Source organism: Enterococcus avium ATCC 14025, assembly GCF_000406965.1.
GTDB classification, from domain to species: Bacteria; Bacillota; Bacilli; order Lactobacillales; family Enterococcaceae; genus Enterococcus_A; species Enterococcus_A avium.
The window spans coordinates 530,694-547,852 of record NZ_KE136362.1 but is presented as its reverse complement, the minus strand read 5'-3'; the positions used below and the strand labels follow the sequence as shown (position 1 = coordinate 547,852).

Below are 17,159 nucleotides of genomic sequence, written 5' to 3'. Positions count from 1 at the left end.
CGTTAAGTTTCACCAGTTTAGTTGATTAGATTTCGTATTTTTATACTGATAGAGCGAATGGGGTTCGAAAAAATCAATTTTCCTTTATCACAATTGAAAAAAAGCGCAATTTGCGTATAAATGGAGGTAAAGATATGACGATCAATGTTTCACCTGCTTTACTAGAGCCATATAATTCTTATGAGTTTCGGAATTTACCAAAGGAAAGTTTCAGAGGAGCTTCAACGGAATTTAGTCGTTTTCCAACAGGATTAGACTCAGAAGAGGAATTAGAAGAGTTAAAACTAGCCATCCATGAATCAGTTTTTAAGGAACTAGATCGAATTGATCATGCTATTTTTTCTGATTTTGACAATAAGAATATCCAAAAAAGAGAGTATCATGGAGAAATCACTTTTATCAAACTATCTCGAAATTAGGGATTTATTTTTCCAAAAACCGGAAAAATAGTCTGATGCTCGCCACGCATATCATTAGGCTACACAGCACCATCGGTTATTTTCTATCTAAAAATGAGTATATCCCGATCGTTGAATACTGCGAAAAGCCTAACTGACAAAGAGTGATCTGACTATCAACTATCGTGGAAAGATTATCTTCCTCAAAAAAATACGATTCATTAAGCATATGAGTCGAAGCAATCATGATACGTCAATATTCGAGTTTCGAATTGATTTGCGGGAAGATCTAATCAACAAATCAATTCCCGAATTTTCAGAATTGAGAAATTTCTTGAGAAAACGAAGTGTTGCTTTTCGCGGACTTTTTCTTATAGGTAATAATCCAGTACCTAACAGAGGGGCAAATCGTTTCATTACTGAAACTGTTAACAAATATTTTTTATGTTTTTTTGACAAAGGAATCACAAGCGAAAATAGGTATTCGGAAGCTTTCGAAATGATTCGCGTGCATAAATTTGAATTGTTGCTTGCTGTCCATGTTAGTAAAGGAGATGAGTTGAATGTCGATAAATCCGAATATTTTTAATCCAAATTTTTGGGATACGATTCCTTATGAAGATAAAACAGAGGAGTTACTCACGATTTCTAATAGTATGAATTGGGGATCTGAACAGCTTGCCAAAAAAATGGGGATTTCTGATGATGAGTTAGAAGAAATTATTACCCTGGAAAAAAAAGATGAAGTGCTAGTTACAGAATCATTAAAAAGATTTACCCCTATCTTAGCTCAACAACTAGAAGAGCATAAATTAAATATTGCTAGAAAAAAACGTGAAAAAACCAAAGAAGAAAACCGAAAGTATGCCTATCAGATAAGAGTAGTAAAGCAAAAGGCAAAACAAAAACACCTGAATCTCCCTGATTTATTAAATGTTAATGAACGTACTTTTCAAAACTGGTCTCAGGGAAGATCAAAGCCTCATGGATTAGAAGCTAAGGTAATGGATATTCTTATTAGAGATTTTGATACAGGAGTAAAACTGGTGATTGAAATTGAGGAAACAGCAAATCAAATCCAAGATCCTCCACATGATAAAATAAACGCCTGAATAATAAGGCGTCTTTTCATCTACCCAAATATCAATCCTCGCGTAACAATACCTACAGCCATAAGACCCTGAATAATACTAGAGACTTGAATTTTCTCTGAAACTACTCTTGTTTTGAAGAAGATTATTTCCTTACTATATTGGTATTGGTCAAGCTATGGATAAATATACGACCATTGATCCTTTTCAAAATCAATGGTCTACCACTCTTTTTCTACTATTTTAAATGTAATTTTTGATCAAACTCGACTTTAGAAAACGTGGTTTGGTCTGGCTTATGACATAGCATCAAATAGAACAACGGCAACCCTCTCGCATCTCTAATATTGCGCGCAAAGGTGTTTTCCCCTAATTAGGACTTCCAATGATCATCACCTTTTTTCATGACTGCTACTTATTCTGCTTGATTTGTCTAATGTACATGAAAAAACGCAACACAAAGGAAATTAGTTCAACGCTGCTTTCATTTCTTTCGCTGCTGCCACCGGATCATCCGCCTTCAATATCCCACTGCCGACGATCACAATATCCGGATCTAGCGCTACATAATCTCCGATAGTCTCAGCATTGATTCCGCCAGCAACTGCTACTTGAACATCTTTTGTATATTGCTTCAATTCCTTCAAATCCTCCAAAGGTGTTCTTCCGGCCTGCTGCTGATCCGCTCCTGTGTGGACTGCGATAATATCCACACCGAATGCTTCGATAATCGGCACCCGTTTAGCAAAATTCTCCACACAAATCAAATCCACCATGACTTGCCGCACTTGCTTTTGAGCCTGCTCAACACAGCCCTTGATTGTTAAATCATCAGTGATGCCTAAAACGGTCACATAATCAGCACCGGCATCGTAAGCCAACTGCGCTTCATAGGCGCCAGCATCCATGATTTTGGCATCGCATAAAACCTCAAGCTGTGGATAGGTCGCTTTGATCTGGCGAACAGCTTCACGACCAGCATCAATTAAAAATGGTGTTCCTACTTCGACAATATCTATATAGGGATGAATGTCTTTTAGAACCTCCAACGCTTCGGTAAGAGTTAATTCGTCGATTGCTAGTTGTAATTTCATTTATTTTCCCCCTTACTCTAAATTTGCATGTTTTTCAAACGCTCGATCAGTCGGAACTTTTTGTTCTATTGCCAACTCAACAATCAAGGAATCCGACAGTAATAGGACTGCTTCTTCAAACATGCTGCCACCTGGCAAAATTCCCTTTTGATTTTCCTTGCTTTCAGGCAGCTTGTCGGTATAAGCAGGAATTCGAATAATACTCGCAGATAATTTGGCTAAAGTTGATTCTGGAAAAACGGTCAAGCTAATGACGTTGCCGCCGATCTTTCCTGCCTTCGTTACGGTATTGATCAATGAAGTAGTTTCACCTGACGCGCTGGCCACGATCAATAAATCCTCCGATAAAAATGCTGGCGTTGTCACTTCTCCCACTACATAGACTTCATACCCCAGATGCATCAAACGCATCGCCAACCCCTTCAGCATTAACAAGGAACGGCCAGCCCCTGATACAAAAATCCGTTTCGCTTGCTTGATACTGGTTGCCAATTGATCTATCTGTTTTTGATCAATTTTTTTCAACGTTTCTGCCAGCTCTATTGCCGCTGTGTAGGCAACTTCCTTCGTTTCCATCTTATGCCTCCTTATTTTTATAGCTCGCCACGAATAGATCTAAGGCCCCGGTAAACTCCAAGTGCTCAATCCCCGCTGGAATTAAGACTGTTTCTCCCTTTGAAATCGGAACCTCATTTACCGTGCCCGCTCCATCTACTACTGTGATAAAAGCAAAACGCTTAAGCCGATACGTTCCCTGTTCTTTTGTTTTGATCCGACTCAAACTGTATAAACCTGGTTCATCCCAATAATCAGTGATTTCACAGCCGTTTCGTTGATAAGGTTCAATCCAAACAAAGCCCTCTGAAGTATCAGGAACTAAGACATTTTCCAAGACTTTATCGATGTGTAATTCTCTTTCTTCTCCTGTATTCGGATCGACTCGTCCATAATCATATAGTCGATAGGTCAAATCGGCGTTACGGGAAATGTTGTAGGTCAAGACATCGCGATTGATAGCATGCAATGTCCCTGCCGGAATATCAATGAAATGGTCCTTCTTGGCTGGCAAGTATTTCAACAGCTTTCCCCAATCGCCGGCATGTGCCCACTCCGCAAATTCTTCCTTGGTTTTCGCATGGTGACCAAACTCGATTTTGCCATCCGCGGGCGTATCTAGGATCACCCAAGCCTCTGGTTTTCCTCGTGAATTATCGTGCTTCATGGCATAGGCATCATCTGGATGGAGCTGAACAGATAAATCTGCTAAAGGATCTAATAAATTCACGCGAATCGGCAGTTCCTCCGTCTCACAATCGAACCAATCAGGATATTCTTCATAAAGCTGAGAGAGCGTCAGATCGGTATCAGCAACTGGACAATCCGCTGCTCCCGGCAAAGCCACTACATTGTAGACCTCACCAATTGGATAAATATCTGTCTGATAATTGAAGGTTTCCAGCATCCGTTTGCCGCCCCAAATACGTGCTTCAAAAAAAGGCAAGATTTTTACGATTTGTTTTTCCATTATGGCCCCTCCTTTTGTTTCCGCTTACAATTAGAATTATACAGTCCTGTATTTCTTTGACAATCCCCTAAAAAAATTAGTCCTTTTGAGGAGATATTTTCTGTTTTTACACTTTTATTCTGTTCTCTAGATCGTTTGCTCTTTTAGGGCGCAGCTTTTACTAGAAATCCCCTGAAAGAATACAATTTACAAACATTTTTCATTTGAGACCGATTGAGTTACTGGTTACAATAGTAAAAAAGAACGGATTTGAGGAAAAATTTATGGAAAAAGCCTTGCTTGTTGTTCACCGCTATATATCCGAAAAAGCTGATGATTGGGGTTTTATTGCAACAGACTATGCCACTGCGGATATGCTTAAAGACATTTCGAACCTTTATCCTGATTATGACTGGCATCCTGCAACATTGACACAAGCCAGACAATTACTGCGTGAAATTGACATTGATCTGTTGTTATTAGTTCCGATATTGAAGGATCATATAGCAGAGTTAAATGCCTATCCTCATGTTGAGGTCGACTATCTGAGAGCCGACGAGTATGGAAAAATCAGTAAATCGCCATTTTCTTTTATGCGAAAGGAACCGTTTAAATAATAATTTCTTGCAAAAAACCCGCTTTCCAGTTTGGATAGTGGGTTTGCTATTTCTTCTGCTCGGTTAATAGTCCATTTTTCGACTCATTCATTGCTTCTCTTACTTGTCGCTTGTTTAATAAAAAAAAACTTGGGCGACTATACTATGAAACTAAAAACAAATTCCATATAAAAAACCAACCTTTTCAGATTGGTTTTTCCGTTTGTTATATTAAGCGATCCACCTCATACTCAAAACCATTTTGATCGCTGAGCTGTTTGTAGAATTCCCCGCTTTTTTTGATCGTACGTTTTTGTGTTGGTAAATCAAGTGAGACTAAACCATAACGATTTTTGTAGGCATTGATCCATGACCAGCAATCAATAAAGGTCCATAGATGATAGCCTTTGATATTGCAGCCATCATTAATTGCCTTCCATAGATAAGCCAAATGATCTTGAATATATTCGATGCGATAATCATCGATCACTTGACCTGTTTCATCCATAAAGCGTTCTTCGTTGGCGACGCCCATGCCATTTTCCGAGATAAAGGCTTCAATGTTGCCATAGTTTTCCTTGATATCCATGCATAGATCATGAATGCCTTTTTCATAGATTTCCCAGCCGCGGTATTCGTTCATACGGCGGCCTGGCATCACATGATTTTCAAAGAACCAGTCTGGTAAAAATGGCCCTTTTGGATTAATCGCAGTTAGACGAGCCTTCACCCGCTTTGGCTCATAATAATTCAAGCCTAAAATTTGCGCCGTATTTTCTTTGATACATGCTAAGTCTTCTTCCGTATAATCAACCGGTAGCTGGTCGTATTCCTTCAGTAAATCAATTAATTTTTTAGGGTACGCCCCTTTGACCATCGGATCTAAAAAACTCCGCACATAAAAGAGATCAGCAATCTCTGCGGCTTTCACATCTGCTGGATTTTGACTACGTGGAAAGGTCGGACTTAAATTTAAAATGACGCCGATCTTACTCGTAAGCTTATGTTTTTTATGGGTCGCAATCGCCTTAGCATGAGCCAAAATCGTAAAGTGGGCAGCCTGTGCCCCTCGTTTGAAGTCAATGATATTTGGATAATGAAAATCTTCCAAATAGGAACCTAAAATTGGCCCCAACGGTTCATTGAAGGTAAACCAATGATAAACCAGATCGCCAAATTCTTTAAAACACGTATCCGCGAAATGTACATACGCATCCACGACCTCCCGTGATTCCCAGCCGCCTTTATCTTGTAACGCTGCCGGCATATCAAAATGATACAAGTTGGCGAAGACTTTGATGCCATTATCCTTCATTTCTGTAAATAAATCGCGATAGAATTCAATCGCTTTGGGATTGACCTCACCGACACCATCGGCTGGAAACATCCGTGCCCAAGAGATCGACACACGGAAAGAATTGTGTCCTGTTTGCTTCATCAGCTGGACATCTTCTTTGTAGCGATGGATATGATCGGTGGTTGTTTCTGAACTAATTCCTTGATAGAAGCGATAGGGTTGCTCCTTATACCAGCGTTCCCAGACGGTTTCTGCTTTACCTGTTTCCCCGCGTCCTTCTGATTGCTCGGCTGACCAGGCTGATCCCCACCAAAAGTCCGTTGGAAAAGTTAATTGCTGTTTATTCATTGTAGTCCTCCTCGTTCCGATTAAAAGTGAAGCCCATTTTCATGCCATCTCTTTCTAAGTATCCGAAGTAGAAATGGCAGGTTAAAGGCAGGTTTTCTTGTTTGCTCATTCATCATAACATCGCTTACTAAAAAATGAAATAGTTTTTTAATTAAAAGAATATACTTTTAAAACTAAATAATTCTTTTAACTACGAAAGCATTGCTAAAACCTCGCAAAAGTATATAATTATTTATATCTTTAATCGTTTGTTAAAGGAGGTAATTATGAAGAAAAAGGCAAAATATATGGAGGTCTATCTAGATGTAAAACGAAAAGTTGAGGATGGTACCTACGCGATTGGGGAGAAGTTGCCATCAGGTACTGAGTTAGCGAAGCTGTACAATACGAGTAAGTTAACCGTAAAAAAAGGGTTGGATATGCTTGTTTCAGAAGGCGTTCTACATAGCCGAAGTGGATTTGGTACCGAAGTATTACGCAAGCCGATCGATAATTCAAAGGTTTTCGGACCTAGTGAAGGACTCATGAGCGTCGTAGGTGAAGAGCATGTGGATTCAGAGATTCATACTTTTTCCATTGAGTTGCCTTCTAAAAAAGTTGCTGAAATGCTGCAAATAGACGAAAAGGACTATATTTATAATATTGTTCGCAGCCGCTTTGTAGATCAGCAACCTTACTCATTAGAACAAACCTTTATGCCCCTTTCCATTATCCCTGGGTTGGTACCAAAGCATCTAAAAAAATCCGTTTATTCCTACATTCGTGATGAACTGCATTTAGAGATCAACGCCTCTCACGTTTGGATGAAGGGTGTCCTTGCGACAGAATTCGATGCCAAAATCTTAGGGATCGATGTTGGCGATTTTATGATTGAGATTGAAAAGAGTGTTTCTTTAGCAAATGGCACACCTTTTGAATACTCAATTACGCGACATTTGTATCAGGACTTTATTTTTGAAGCTGTTTTTGTAGAGAATTGATTCCTTGAGCTGAGTGTTCAGCTCTTTTTTTGTCACTTTACAAATCAAAGATATATATTTTTGTAAAAAGGTATTTACTTTATTGTCGATCCGTTTTATTATGTAATCAAGGTAAGTGCTTACAACCAAAACATAAGGATGCAGTACCTTTTTTCGCAGGATACTGAGAGAAAGACAAACTAGCATTCTACAAAAAAGGAGAATCTATCGTGGAGAAAACAAATAAAAAGGAACAGCTCTTTGAACGCTTCGGGATTATCGCGACCAAGCTAGGAAATCAGATCCACATGCGAACGTTGCGTGACGCTTTTGCTACATTCATGCCCTTCATGATGTTAGCTGGTTTCGTAACCTTGATCAACTACGTTATCTTAGAACCCACCGGCTTCATGGGGAAAATCATCAACCCAGCCACCCTGATGAAGATTCAAGAGATTGGCATGTCAATCGCCAATGGTACCCTAAGTATCACAACACTATTAGTTGTTGCTGCAGTTTCTTATCATATGTGTGTCAGCAGAAATTATACCAATCATATTGCAGCTGTCTTAGTATCAATCTCGACTTTCATCGTTTTGACACCGATGAAAACCATGTTCACACCGGAAAATGCCAAAAAAGCGATTGAGGTGACTGGCGTTATTCCCGGTTCACATACGGGCGCTTCTGGGATGTTCGTCGGTATCTTTGTTGGTTTATTAGCGACGGAACTCTTCATCAAACTGTCCATAAATGAAAAGCTGCAAATCAAACTATCGGGAAATATTCCACCGGCTGTTCTGAAATCATTCAATGTATTGATTCCGATCATGATTACTGTCACAGTATTTGCGATTCTTTCTTTTGGTGTTAATCAATTGTTCAATATGGATGTCAATGGACTGATTACAAAAGCCATCACAGGTCCTTTGAGTCATGTCACTACTGGATTACCTGGCTTTGTCCTGATTACATCAATTGCCAATCTGTTCTTTGGCTTCGGGATTCACCAAGCCGTGATTTCTGGTTCATTGCTTGACCCATTCTTATTACAAAACATGCAGGAAAATATGGCTGCCTATGCGAATAACGAGCAAATCCCGCATATTATTAATATGGCCTTCAAAGATACTTTCGCTGTAATGGGTGGATCTGGAAACACGATTGCCTTACTGATCGCGATTTTCGTTTTTAGTCGTCGGAAAGATTATAAAGACTTTGCGAAATTATCTGTCACACCTGCCTTGTTCAATATTAGCGAACCGATCATCTTCGGTCTGCCGATCGTATTTAATCTAAGTCTGATCATTCCATTCGTCTTGGCTCCGATCTTCTCACTAGTAACAGCCTATTTCGCAACAGCTGCAGGATTGATCAATCACGTGGTTGTCCAAATCCCTTGGACCACACCGCCAGTGATTTCAGGCTTTCTCGCAACGGGTGGTGATTGGCGCGCCGCCATTTTACAAATCATCATTATTGCAGTCAGTGTCTTTATCTACTTGCCGTTCTTGCGAATCGATGAACACGTAACAGCGAAAATGGCTCAAACAGAGGCGGAAAAAGCGCTAAACTAAAAAAGTTGAATTCAGTTGAAAGAAAATCTTTCAACTGAATTCGACTTTTTATTTTACAATTCAAATACCGGTTCCAAATCAAAACTAACAGGTGAATCATCTGGATTTGTTTCCATTAAATCTTTCATATATGTCCACCATTTCTGATTGATGGCTGTAGTTGAAACCTGATTCCACTTTTCTTCATCCTCGATTTCAAGATAGCCGAAAAGCTGATTGCTTTCTGAATCTAAGAAAATAGAATAGCTTAACACCCCATGTTCCTTCAGCATTTCCCGCATCTCCGGCCACAATTCGTCGTGCCTTTTCTGATATTCTGCTTTCGCTCCAGGATATAGGTTCATTCTGATCGCTTTTTTTATCATGATATTCTCCTTTTTCAATCACAATGTTTCTACAATACCTGTTCAATCAATTGAACGGCTTTGTGAATCGCTTGATCCTTGGTCTCTTCCAAAACAACAAACAATCCGGGTTTTTCCTTGGCAATCAAGCGACAAATTGCTGGATAATCAATCAACCCTGTCCCTAAATTAACTGGGACGATTTGATCCTTTTGAACCTGATAGTCCTTCAAATGAATCGCAACGATTTTTTCGCCAAAACGTTCAAAAGCTTGTTGGACCAAAGCCACTTGATTTTGATAGGTTTCGCTGGTAATCAGATTCGTCGGATCTAAAATGATCCCTAAATAATCTGAATCGATCTGTTGGATTAATTGCTCTACTCGATCTAACGAGTAAAGTGGATGATTCAATCCTGGCTCAATTCCGATCAGCGTCTGCTGTTCTTCCCCAACCTTCACCAATCGCTGAATGACTCGAACCATGTCATTAAATGCTTCGTCGGTAAAATTCTTCGGCGTATAACGAATCTCCGGCAGTACATTCCCTGTCTCTGTCGCTACCATCGTCGCTCCAAAGTAACGAGCATGACGGACATAGCTTTCAAATTTGGTTAATGCTGCTTCACGCAGACTGCTGTCAGGATGAATCATATTGATATAGCAGCTTAAAATCCCTACTTGAATCTCACTTTTCTGCAAAACCCCTTTAACCCTTTGCCCTAAACCTGGATTTAGATTTTTGCCATCACTAGGCCAATCTGGAAAAGAAAGACCTAGTGCTAATTGCAGCGTTTGGACATTTTGTGCCTGTGTTTTTTCAGCTAAAGATTCTAGCGTTGTAACATCGGACAAATCATGTCCGCGAATCGATAAATTTAACATTTTTCTACCCCACCATATTCGGCAGCCACATAACTAGTGCTGGGAAATAAGTAATCAGTAATAAAATCACTAAAATAGCGACATAAAAGGGAATCAACGGCTTCAGCATCTGTTCGGCCTTGACGCCGCCGACACTGGCACCTACGTATAATCCCGTTCCGACAGGCGGTGTGATTGAACCGACACACAAATTCATAATAGCAAATAGACCAAAGTGCACAGGATCAACACCTACACTCGTCACCACTGGTAAAAAGATCGGTGTAAAGATTAATATCGCCGGACCGACATCCATGAACATACCGACAAGTAATAAGACAATATTGACTAATAATAAAACGATGAGCTTGTTGGTTGTTAATCCTAAAATCGCTCCACTGATCGCTTGAGGAATTCCTGTAAAGGCCATCGCAAAGGACATCATCGAAGAGGTTGCTAACAAGAAGGAAATTGTCCCTGTCGTTTTGACTGCTTCTGTTAACATTTTAGGAATATCTTTAACAGTGATCGTTTTGTAATAGAACATCGCGATCAATAAGGAGTACGCTACTGCAATCGCCGAAGCCTCTACAGCTGTAAACAGTCCGAAGAGAATACCGCCGATAATGATCACAATTAACATGACACTCGGAATCGCCTCTTTTAAAACCTTCCCCGCGGTCCCTTTTTCAGCGCCTTTGATCGTTTGATAATTGTTACGCTTAGCATGAATAAAAGCTACCACCATAATTCCGATACACCATAAAGCACCTACAAGATAACCGCCCATGAATAACGCTGAAATCGAAGCGCCACCAGCAACCAATGAATACATAATGAAGGCCGTACTAGGCGGTATCACCATTCCAGTGGGAGCCGAAGCGATATTTACCGCTGTGGCAAATTTTCGGTCATAGCCAGCTTTTACCTGCTGTGGTACCAACACACCGCCAATTGCCGTAGAAGCAGCAATCGCAGAACTAGACATGGAACCGAAAAGAGCGTTACCTAAAACATTCGTATGAGCTAAACCACCAGGAATTCGTCCAACAAACAGCATTGCAAAGTTCACCAGTTTCTCGGCGATCCCACCATTATTCATAATGATTCCCGACAAGACAAAGAAGGGAATGGCGATCAACGAAAAGCTATTTAGACTAGAAACCATTTTTTGTGCAGAGGTAAAGACCGCATTTTCAAAAGGAATCACTAACAACAATGTACAAATCGAGGAAGCAGCGATACTGATCGCGATCGGCATCCCAACGATTAAAAGAATTGCAAAAATTACAAAAAGAATCAGGCCAGCTTCTAGAGCCATAACTATTCCGCCTCACTTTCAACTGTTCGAGGAGTTCTATCTAATAAATTCATTACACTATATAAAAGCATGATGGCTCCCGATACTGGAACCGATAAATACACATAGCCCATAGGGATCGATAATGAAGGCGAAATTTGCCCCATTGTCACAAGAGAAGCCTGCCAGCCGCCATAAATCATGATGACTGCCGCAAACAAGATAAAGAGAACCTGAACGACAATTTCTAAAAAGAGCTTGCCTTTTTCATTCAAATTATCGCTTAACAAGGTGACACATAAGTGGCTCTTTTTCCCTACGACATAAGCTGACGCTAACATCGCAACCCAAACTAAACCAAAACGAACCAATTCCTCCGTAACTGTATTGGGATTGTTCAAAACCTTCCGAGCAAACACTTGATAGAGGACAATCAAAACCATCGCTGCTAAGATTGTAGAGCATAGAATCTCCATGAACTTATCCAACCCATTTCTAAACGCTTTCATTTGTCTTCTCCTACCTTTTCTGCTAACGCTCGAATTTCCTGATACAGCTCGCGATAATCTTCATTGTTCTTAAACTCATCGTGTAATGGCTGAACCAGCTTTTGGAATGGTTCACTATCTACTTCGTTATATTGAACACCATAATCCTTGGTCGCGATTTTCTTTTCTTCCTCGACAGCCTTTTTGAATACTTTCTTTTCATATTCTGTCGATTCTTTTGCCGCTTCCTGTACAGCTTTGTATTGTTCTGCAGTTAGACGCTCTTTAACCGAATCATTCATAATCACTACATCCGGCACACGGGTATGCTCATCGTAGGAATAATATTTCGCTACTCCGCCATGTCCAGCGGTAAATAGCACAAACTCATTGTTTTCAGCACCATTGATCAAATTCGATTGCAGCGAGGTATATACTTCGTTGCTCCCCATCGGAACCGCTGATCCACCAAGCAGCTCGACCATTTTGATCGCCGTCTCACTTTGCATCACACGAATCTTTTTCCCTTTTAGATCTTCGGGTGTTTTGATCGGTCCTTCTGTCATATAAAAGCTCCGTTGCCCTGAATCATAATAGGTCAATCCGACAAAGCCCAGCTCTTCTGTGGACTGATAGATTTCATTCATGATTTTTTCATTTTCCATCACTCTGAAGAAGTGTTCTTCATCGTCAAACAGGTATGGAATACCAAAGATCGAGTAATCCTTCGAAAAGCTTTCTAAGGCCGAACCGCTGACCTTGGTAAAATCGATTGCTCCAGTTTGCGTCAATTCGATCAGCTCGGTTTCTCCACCTAATTGTGCATCTGGATAATATTCGATTTCGACTTCTCCATTTGTCTTTTCTTTTACCAGTCGTCCGAACTCCTTCATTGAATCAACGACTGGCTGACTGTTGGAAGCATAGGCATAACGTAACGTTACCGCCTGTTCGTCAGCGGCTGCAACTTTCGTATTACTGCAGCCGCTTAAAAGAAAGGTTGTTGTAACTAGTGCTGCGGCTGTTAAAATCAATGATCTAATTTTCATCGTTTTGCTCCTTTTTCTTTAGCAGTAAGAAACTAACAACTCAGTCAGGCATAGAACAGTTAAGGATTGTCCGTATGGCATCGCAGTGATCCCAATATTTTTATAGAAATCCAAGCTGTCTCCCATTCCTGTCCCGACTGATACATTTTGCACCGTGCCATTTTCATCAATTTGCGCTAATAATCCTTCGATCGCCTGATACGCAACTTTCTCATATTTCTTCGGTAAATAATTCTTATGCACCGCTTTCAATATGCCATAAGCAAACCCAGCCGCTGCAGAAGATTCCTCGTATGAAGTTGGGTCATCGATCAATGTATGCCATAATCCGCTATCCGCTTGATACTCTGCTAAGGCCTTAACTTGGGCTTCTAATGTTTCAAGTAAGAATTTCCGTAAAGCATCCTCTTTCGATAATTCTAAAATTTCGATGATCTCTGGGATCGCAATGGTTAACCAGCAATTCCCTCGTGCCCAAAACGCTTCTGCGTAATTATGATTTCCTTCAAAGGTCCAGCCGTGGTACCATAATCCGGTTTTTTTATCCATCAAGTATTTGATATGAATCAAAAATTGATACCGGGCTTCTTCCAAATATTCTGGACGATTAAATAATTTTCCAATTTTTGCTAATGGCAAGACCGTCATCATCAGCGTATCATCCCACAGTTGATTCTTATTTTCAGGACCATAAGTTGCATGCTGCAGTCCGTTTTCTTTTGTTCGCGGCATGTCGTGCATCACCCATTCAGCCCATTGCTCTAAATAAGGGATATAACGTGTATCTTGTGTATCTTCGTACAAGTAAGCCATCGTCAATAAAGGCGCCATTGTATTGACATTTTTTGGTGGCGCTCCTTCTTCCATGCGCGCCTCAAACCAATCAGTAACGACCTTCAAAGCAGCTGGATTTTTGGTTATTTGATAATTTTTATAGATACCGTATAAGCCCACTCCCTGCGGCCAATTCCAGATAGTCCAGCTTTTATCATCGACCTTCAAGCCATCAAAGTCCAGGATAAATTCTCCACTGCTATCTTTGATCGTTGTGAGATTCTCGATTAATAAATCGATTTTTTCTTTGACTGTTTCTTTTGGTATGAATAGTTCTTCTAAAATAATTGCCATTGCTCTCTCCTTAATAAATCGCTTTCATTTCTTTCACGTGAATAGAGTAACAAATAAAAAGACCACAATAAATGTCTTAAATTGATCAAAAACTTGCAAAAATTGCTATTCGTAAAAATCAGAGGATAGGAACAAGCGCTCTAATAATTCCTATCCTTTTGCGAAATAGGCTTACGGCTGTTTACCAATATAAGCTAGAATGCCGCCATCAACATATAAAATATGCCCGTTCACAAAATCAGAGGCATCCGATGCCAAGAAAACCGTTGGGCCTGCTAAATCACTTGGTTCACCCCAACGCGCGGCCGGTGTTTTTGATACGATAAATTGATCAAAGGGATGACGTGAGCCGTCTGCTTGTTTTTCTCTTAAAGGGGCTGTTTGCGGCGTGGCTATGTAGCCAGGTCCAATCCCGTTACACTGGATATTCGCTTCTCCGAACTCTGAACAAATATTTTTCGTCAGCATTTTTAGTCCGCCTTTAGCAGCTGCATAACCCGCAACAGTTTCCCGACCCAGTTCACTCATCATAGAACAAATGTTGATGATCTTCCCATGACCTTTTTTGATCATTGATGGTAGGACTGCTTTAGACACGATAAAAGGTGCGTTCAAATCAACGTCGACTACTTGGCGGAAATCCTCCGCAGACATTTCTAGCATCGGAATACGTTTAATAATCCCAGCGTTGTTGACTAAAATATCAATCACGCCGACTTCATCTTCGATTTGCTTAACCATGGCCTGAACCGCTGCCTCATCAGTAACGTCACAAACATAGCCATGAGCCTGAATACCCTCTTTTGTATAATTTGCTAACCCTTGATCGACCGAAGCCTGATCCAAATTATTGAAAACAATCGTCGCTCCAGCTACTGCTAATGACTTGGCAATTTCAAAACCAATCCCATAGACCGCACCAGTAACCAAGGCGATTTTTCCATCTAAACGAAACATGTCCATCTTAAATTCCATTTTTTAGTCTGCTCCTCTTTATTTTATTTGATCCATTTCTACCATATCCATATCAGTATAGGTAATATTTTCACCACACATTGCCCAAATAAAGGAATAATTACTTGTGCCGACACCAGAATGAATCGACCAGCTAGGCGAGATCACTGCTTGCTCATTGTCTACAACTAAATGTTTGGTTTCATCGGGTTTGCCCATCATATGAAAGACCCGCGTATCTTCTGTTGCGTAGTCAAAATAAACATACGCTTCCATGCGCCGTTCGTGAGTATGACATGGCATGGTATTCCAAGCACTGCCTGGCTCTAAAATGGTATAACCCATTTGTAGCTGACAGCTTTCGCAAACATTCGGATGAATGTATTGATAAATTTTCCGTTCATTTAACGTCTGGCCATCACCAGTTTCCATTGGCTTGATTTGATCAATACTAATTTTGATATTTGGATATTTTTTATGCGCTGGTACACAGCTGATATAAAATTTCGCCGGGTTTGACGGATCTTCAGAGGTGAAGACCACATGCTTTGTTTCCTTGCCAATATAATACCCATCCTGCTTTTTCATCGTATCTCTTTGCCCATCAATTTCAATAAATCCTGGTCCGCCAATATTAATAACCCCTAACTCCCGACGCTCAAGAAAATAGTCCACCCCTAATTCTTGATCCAGTTTGATTTCCAGTGCTTCATCTGTCGGTGTAACACCACCAAAAATCATTCGGTCATTGTGAGTATACGTTAAGCTGATTTCACCAGGTGCAAAAATCTTTTCTACCAAGAATTCTTTTCGCAATTCTTCCGTTGAGTAATGACGAATATCCAACGGACTATGCGTATACCGAGTTTCCATCTGCTGCATGTTAAAACACTCCTTTTTCCCTAAAAAGATTGATTAATTGCCTAAAAAAATCATTGTAACTGCTTACAAGAGTTAGTTTAGCAGGGAAACTCTTTTTTAAATATGGCAATTTTTGATTTAAAACTGTCAAAAATTGCAGAATTTTGAAAATCTGAACTACTCAGCTCTCTTCTGATGTTTAATAGAATTAATAAAAGATAACGAAAGAAATTTTATTTATTTCTCTACCTGCCCTCACAAAACTACAGTATAATAAGCAACGATTGTTCAACTATTCACTAGGAGTGATTACATGACCCACCATAATAAGAAAAAATATTATGTGAATACAATGCTTTCTGATCAATATGAGATTTATCATGTAAAGGACAATGTAAATAACGAAAAGACTGTGTACCATTACCATGATTTTTACGAAGTGCATGCTACCTTGGAAGGCGTGGCGACCTTTTATTTAGACAATCGGCAGTTTGATATCGTTCCTGGAACTGTCCTGCTGATTCATTACAATGATCTCCATCGTATCATGAAGCAAAGTACCGATTATTTTGAACGGGTGTATATTTTTTTAACGGAAAAATTTTTACAGGATCGCTCAACTGAATGGACAAATTTAGAAGCCTGCTTCCATCCAGTTGGCGAGCAGCGAAGCAAGGTATTACAGCTAAAGCCGGAAAAACTACACGAACTGCTGCGTTTTGTAGATGAAAAGCCTTCCCCTGAGGTTTATGGTTCAGATATTCTTTATGAACAGCAGCTGGTTCATTACATGATGCAGCTGAACCAATTGATCGAAGAGGACACCCAAGAAAATCACGGTCTGCCGATCATCCAAAATGAACGAATCGTAGAAATGATTCATTTTATTACAGAAAATCTCTCCCATCCTTTGACCTTAGAGGAAATGGAGCAAAATTTTTATGTGAGCAAGTACTATATCACGCGGGAATTTAAAAAGCATACAGGCTTTACCTTTCATCAATTTGTCCTGAAAAAGAAGCTGCTCTATGCCAAGCAGCTATTGAAGCAATACAAAAGCTCCTCTGATGTTTACAGCAAGTGCGGCTTCAACTCCTATGCACATTTTTTGAAAGCGTTTAAAAAGGAATTTGGAATTACACCAAAAGAATTTCTGAAGCATGCGAACGAGAATCCGCCGATCAAATTTATCGAACCCCATTGATTTTTATGGGTCGTAGGTAAAATGCGTCGCAGGTCTGATATTAAGGAAAAATAAAGACTGTTATACTTTAGGAAAGATTAAAGGTATGTAGGATGTCAGTTCCA

General features: G+C 40.0%; 18 protein-coding genes. 6 read left to right on the top strand and 12 right to left on the bottom strand.

The genetic code is table 11. The annotated features are described in order from the left end of the window. Positions 1-134 precede the first annotated feature (134 nt). Both OMU_RS09725 and OMU_RS09715 read left to right on the top strand, forming a co-directional pair. Positions 135-419, top strand: a complete 285-nt coding sequence (locus OMU_RS09725) for a hypothetical protein (protein ID WP_016179748.1) — start codon at positions 135-137, stop codon at positions 417-419. 542 nt (positions 420-961) lie between these two features. Beyond that, positions 962-1,510 carry a helix-turn-helix domain-containing protein gene (locus OMU_RS09715; protein WP_016179747.1) on the top strand — a complete coding sequence of 183 codons (549 nt, stop codon included), beginning with the start codon at positions 962-964 and terminating at the stop codon, positions 1,508-1,510. A gap of 446 nt (positions 1,511-1,956) precedes the next feature. Here the strand turns inward: OMU_RS09715 and hxlA are convergent, their stop codons facing one another. Genes hxlA through OMU_RS09700 form a run of 3 tightly spaced genes read right to left on the bottom strand, consistent with a single transcriptional unit; the run spans position 1,957 to position 4,108 of the window. Next, entirely contained in the window at positions 1,957-2,583 is a 627-nt protein-coding gene (gene hxlA, locus OMU_RS09710; protein ID WP_016179746.1) for a 3-hexulose-6-phosphate synthase, read from the bottom strand. A gap of 12 nt (positions 2,584-2,595) precedes the next feature. Continuing rightward, positions 2,596-3,159, bottom strand: a complete 564-nt coding sequence (gene hxlB, locus OMU_RS09705) for a 6-phospho-3-hexuloisomerase (RefSeq protein ID WP_016179745.1) — start codon at positions 3,157-3,159, stop codon at positions 2,596-2,598. A 1-nt stretch (position 3,160) separates the two neighbouring features. Further along, the gene (locus OMU_RS09700) at positions 3,161-4,108 is read right to left on the bottom strand and encodes a class I mannose-6-phosphate isomerase (RefSeq protein ID WP_016179744.1); all 948 of its coding nucleotides are present in this window, start codon (positions 4,106-4,108) and stop codon (positions 3,161-3,163) included. Between the two features lie 263 nt (positions 4,109-4,371). Here OMU_RS09700 and OMU_RS09695 point away from each other — a divergent pair, with 263 nt between their 5' ends. Then, on the top strand, positions 4,372-4,704 hold the full coding sequence (locus OMU_RS09695; protein WP_016179743.1) for a hypothetical protein: 333 nt from the start codon (positions 4,372-4,374) through the stop codon (positions 4,702-4,704). A 205-nt stretch (positions 4,705-4,909) separates the two neighbouring features. On the opposite strand, the gene OMU_RS09690 is transcribed toward OMU_RS09695, so the two are convergent. Next, positions 4,910-6,328 carry a glycoside hydrolase family 1 protein gene (locus tag OMU_RS09690; RefSeq protein WP_016179742.1) on the bottom strand — a complete coding sequence of 473 codons (1,419 nt, stop codon included), beginning with the start codon at positions 6,326-6,328 and terminating at the stop codon, positions 4,910-4,912. A gap of 266 nt (positions 6,329-6,594) precedes the next feature. Here OMU_RS09690 and OMU_RS09685 point away from each other — a divergent pair, with 266 nt between their 5' ends. Further along, on the top strand, positions 6,595-7,308 hold the full coding sequence (locus OMU_RS09685) for a GntR family transcriptional regulator (RefSeq protein ID WP_016179741.1): 714 nt from the start codon (positions 6,595-6,597) through the stop codon (positions 7,306-7,308). Between the two features lie 209 nt (positions 7,309-7,517). Beyond that, positions 7,518-8,864, top strand: coding sequence for a PTS sugar transporter subunit IIC (locus OMU_RS09680; RefSeq protein WP_016179740.1), 1,347 nt, complete (start codon positions 7,518-7,520; stop codon positions 8,862-8,864). Positions 8,865-8,917: 53 nt separating this feature from the next. On the opposite strand, the gene rhaM is transcribed toward OMU_RS09680, so the two are convergent. From rhaM to kduI, 8 genes are all read right to left on the bottom strand, one after another. Continuing rightward, positions 8,918-9,229 carry an L-rhamnose mutarotase gene (rhaM, locus tag OMU_RS09675; protein ID WP_016179739.1) on the bottom strand — a complete coding sequence of 104 codons (312 nt, stop codon included), beginning with the start codon at positions 9,227-9,229 and terminating at the stop codon, positions 8,918-8,920. 29 nt (positions 9,230-9,258) lie between these two features. After that, positions 9,259-10,092: a sugar phosphate isomerase/epimerase family protein gene (locus tag OMU_RS09670; protein WP_016179738.1), complete on the bottom strand. Its 834-nt coding sequence runs from the start codon at positions 10,090-10,092 to the stop codon at positions 9,259-9,261. Positions 10,093-10,096: 4 nt separating this feature from the next. Further along, complete coding sequence (locus tag OMU_RS09665; protein WP_016179737.1) at positions 10,097-11,392, bottom strand: TRAP transporter large permease; 1,296 nt, start codon at positions 11,390-11,392, stop codon at positions 10,097-10,099. Positions 11,393-11,394: 2 nt separating this feature from the next. Further along, a complete protein-coding gene (locus tag OMU_RS09660) occupies positions 11,395-11,880 on the bottom strand; it encodes a TRAP transporter small permease (protein ID WP_016179736.1) in 486 nt (161 codons plus the stop codon). Beyond that, the gene (locus OMU_RS09655) at positions 11,877-12,908 is read right to left on the bottom strand and encodes a TRAP transporter substrate-binding protein (protein ID WP_016179735.1); all 1,032 of its coding nucleotides are present in this window, start codon (positions 12,906-12,908) and stop codon (positions 11,877-11,879) included. The genes OMU_RS09660 and OMU_RS09655 overlap by 4 nt, the downstream gene beginning before the upstream one ends. A gap of 18 nt (positions 12,909-12,926) precedes the next feature. Then, entirely contained in the window at positions 12,927-14,036 is a 1,110-nt protein-coding gene (gene bglB / locus OMU_RS09650; protein ID WP_016179734.1) for a beta-galactosidase BglB, read from the bottom strand. A gap of 171 nt (positions 14,037-14,207) precedes the next feature. Next, on the bottom strand, positions 14,208-15,011 hold the full coding sequence (locus OMU_RS09645) for a gluconate 5-dehydrogenase (RefSeq protein WP_016179733.1): 804 nt from the start codon (positions 15,009-15,011) through the stop codon (positions 14,208-14,210). Between the two features lie 18 nt (positions 15,012-15,029). Beyond that, complete coding sequence (kduI, locus tag OMU_RS09640) at positions 15,030-15,872, bottom strand: 5-dehydro-4-deoxy-D-glucuronate isomerase (RefSeq protein ID WP_016179732.1); 843 nt, start codon at positions 15,870-15,872, stop codon at positions 15,030-15,032. A 292-nt stretch (positions 15,873-16,164) separates the two neighbouring features. Between kduI and OMU_RS09635 the strand changes: the two genes are divergently transcribed. Continuing rightward, the gene (locus OMU_RS09635; RefSeq protein WP_016179731.1) at positions 16,165-17,055 is read left to right on the top strand and encodes a helix-turn-helix domain-containing protein; all 891 of its coding nucleotides are present in this window, start codon (positions 16,165-16,167) and stop codon (positions 17,053-17,055) included. The last annotated feature ends 104 nt before the right edge of the window (positions 17,056-17,159 follow it).

Bases quoted from the DNA above. Each gene is read 5' to 3' on its own strand.
- OMU_RS09715 (WP_016179747.1), top strand. From the start codon at position 962: ATGTCGATAAATCCGAATATTTTTAATCCAAATTTTTGGGATACGATT.
- OMU_RS09690 (WP_016179742.1), bottom strand. From the start codon at position 6,328: ATGAATAAACAGCAATTAACTTTTCCAACGGACTTTTGGTGGGGATCA.
- OMU_RS09645 (WP_016179733.1), bottom strand. From the start codon at position 15,011: ATGGAATTTAAGATGGACATGTTTCGTTTAGATGGAAAAATCGCCTTG.
- hxlB (WP_016179745.1), bottom strand. From the start codon at position 3,159: ATGGAAACGAAGGAAGTTGCCTACACAGCGGCAATAGAGCTGGCAGAA.
- OMU_RS09665 (WP_016179737.1), bottom strand. From the start codon at position 11,392: ATGGCTCTAGAAGCTGGCCTGATTCTTTTTGTAATTTTTGCAATTCTT.
- kduI (WP_016179732.1), bottom strand. From the start codon at position 15,872: ATGCAGCAGATGGAAACTCGGTATACGCATAGTCCGTTGGATATTCGT.
- hxlA (WP_016179746.1), bottom strand. From the start codon at position 2,583: ATGAAATTACAACTAGCAATCGACGAATTAACTCTTACCGAAGCGTTG.
- OMU_RS09685 (WP_016179741.1), top strand. From the start codon at position 6,595: ATGAAGAAAAAGGCAAAATATATGGAGGTCTATCTAGATGTAAAACGA.
- OMU_RS09700 (WP_016179744.1), bottom strand. From the start codon at position 4,108: ATGGAAAAACAAATCGTAAAAATCTTGCCTTTTTTTGAAGCACGTATT.
- OMU_RS09635 (WP_016179731.1), top strand. From the start codon at position 16,165: ATGACCCACCATAATAAGAAAAAATATTATGTGAATACAATGCTTTCT.
- OMU_RS09695 (WP_016179743.1), top strand. From the start codon at position 4,372: ATGGAAAAAGCCTTGCTTGTTGTTCACCGCTATATATCCGAAAAAGCT.
- OMU_RS09655 (WP_016179735.1), bottom strand. From the start codon at position 12,908: ATGAAAATTAGATCATTGATTTTAACAGCCGCAGCACTAGTTACAACA.
- rhaM (WP_016179739.1), bottom strand. From the start codon at position 9,229: ATGATAAAAAAAGCGATCAGAATGAACCTATATCCTGGAGCGAAAGCA.
- OMU_RS09725 (WP_016179748.1), top strand. From the start codon at position 135: ATGACGATCAATGTTTCACCTGCTTTACTAGAGCCATATAATTCTTAT.
- bglB (WP_016179734.1), bottom strand. From the start codon at position 14,036: ATGGCAATTATTTTAGAAGAACTATTCATACCAAAAGAAACAGTCAAA.
- OMU_RS09660 (WP_016179736.1), bottom strand. From the start codon at position 11,880: ATGAAAGCGTTTAGAAATGGGTTGGATAAGTTCATGGAGATTCTATGC.
- OMU_RS09670 (WP_016179738.1), bottom strand. From the start codon at position 10,092: ATGTTAAATTTATCGATTCGCGGACATGATTTGTCCGATGTTACAACG.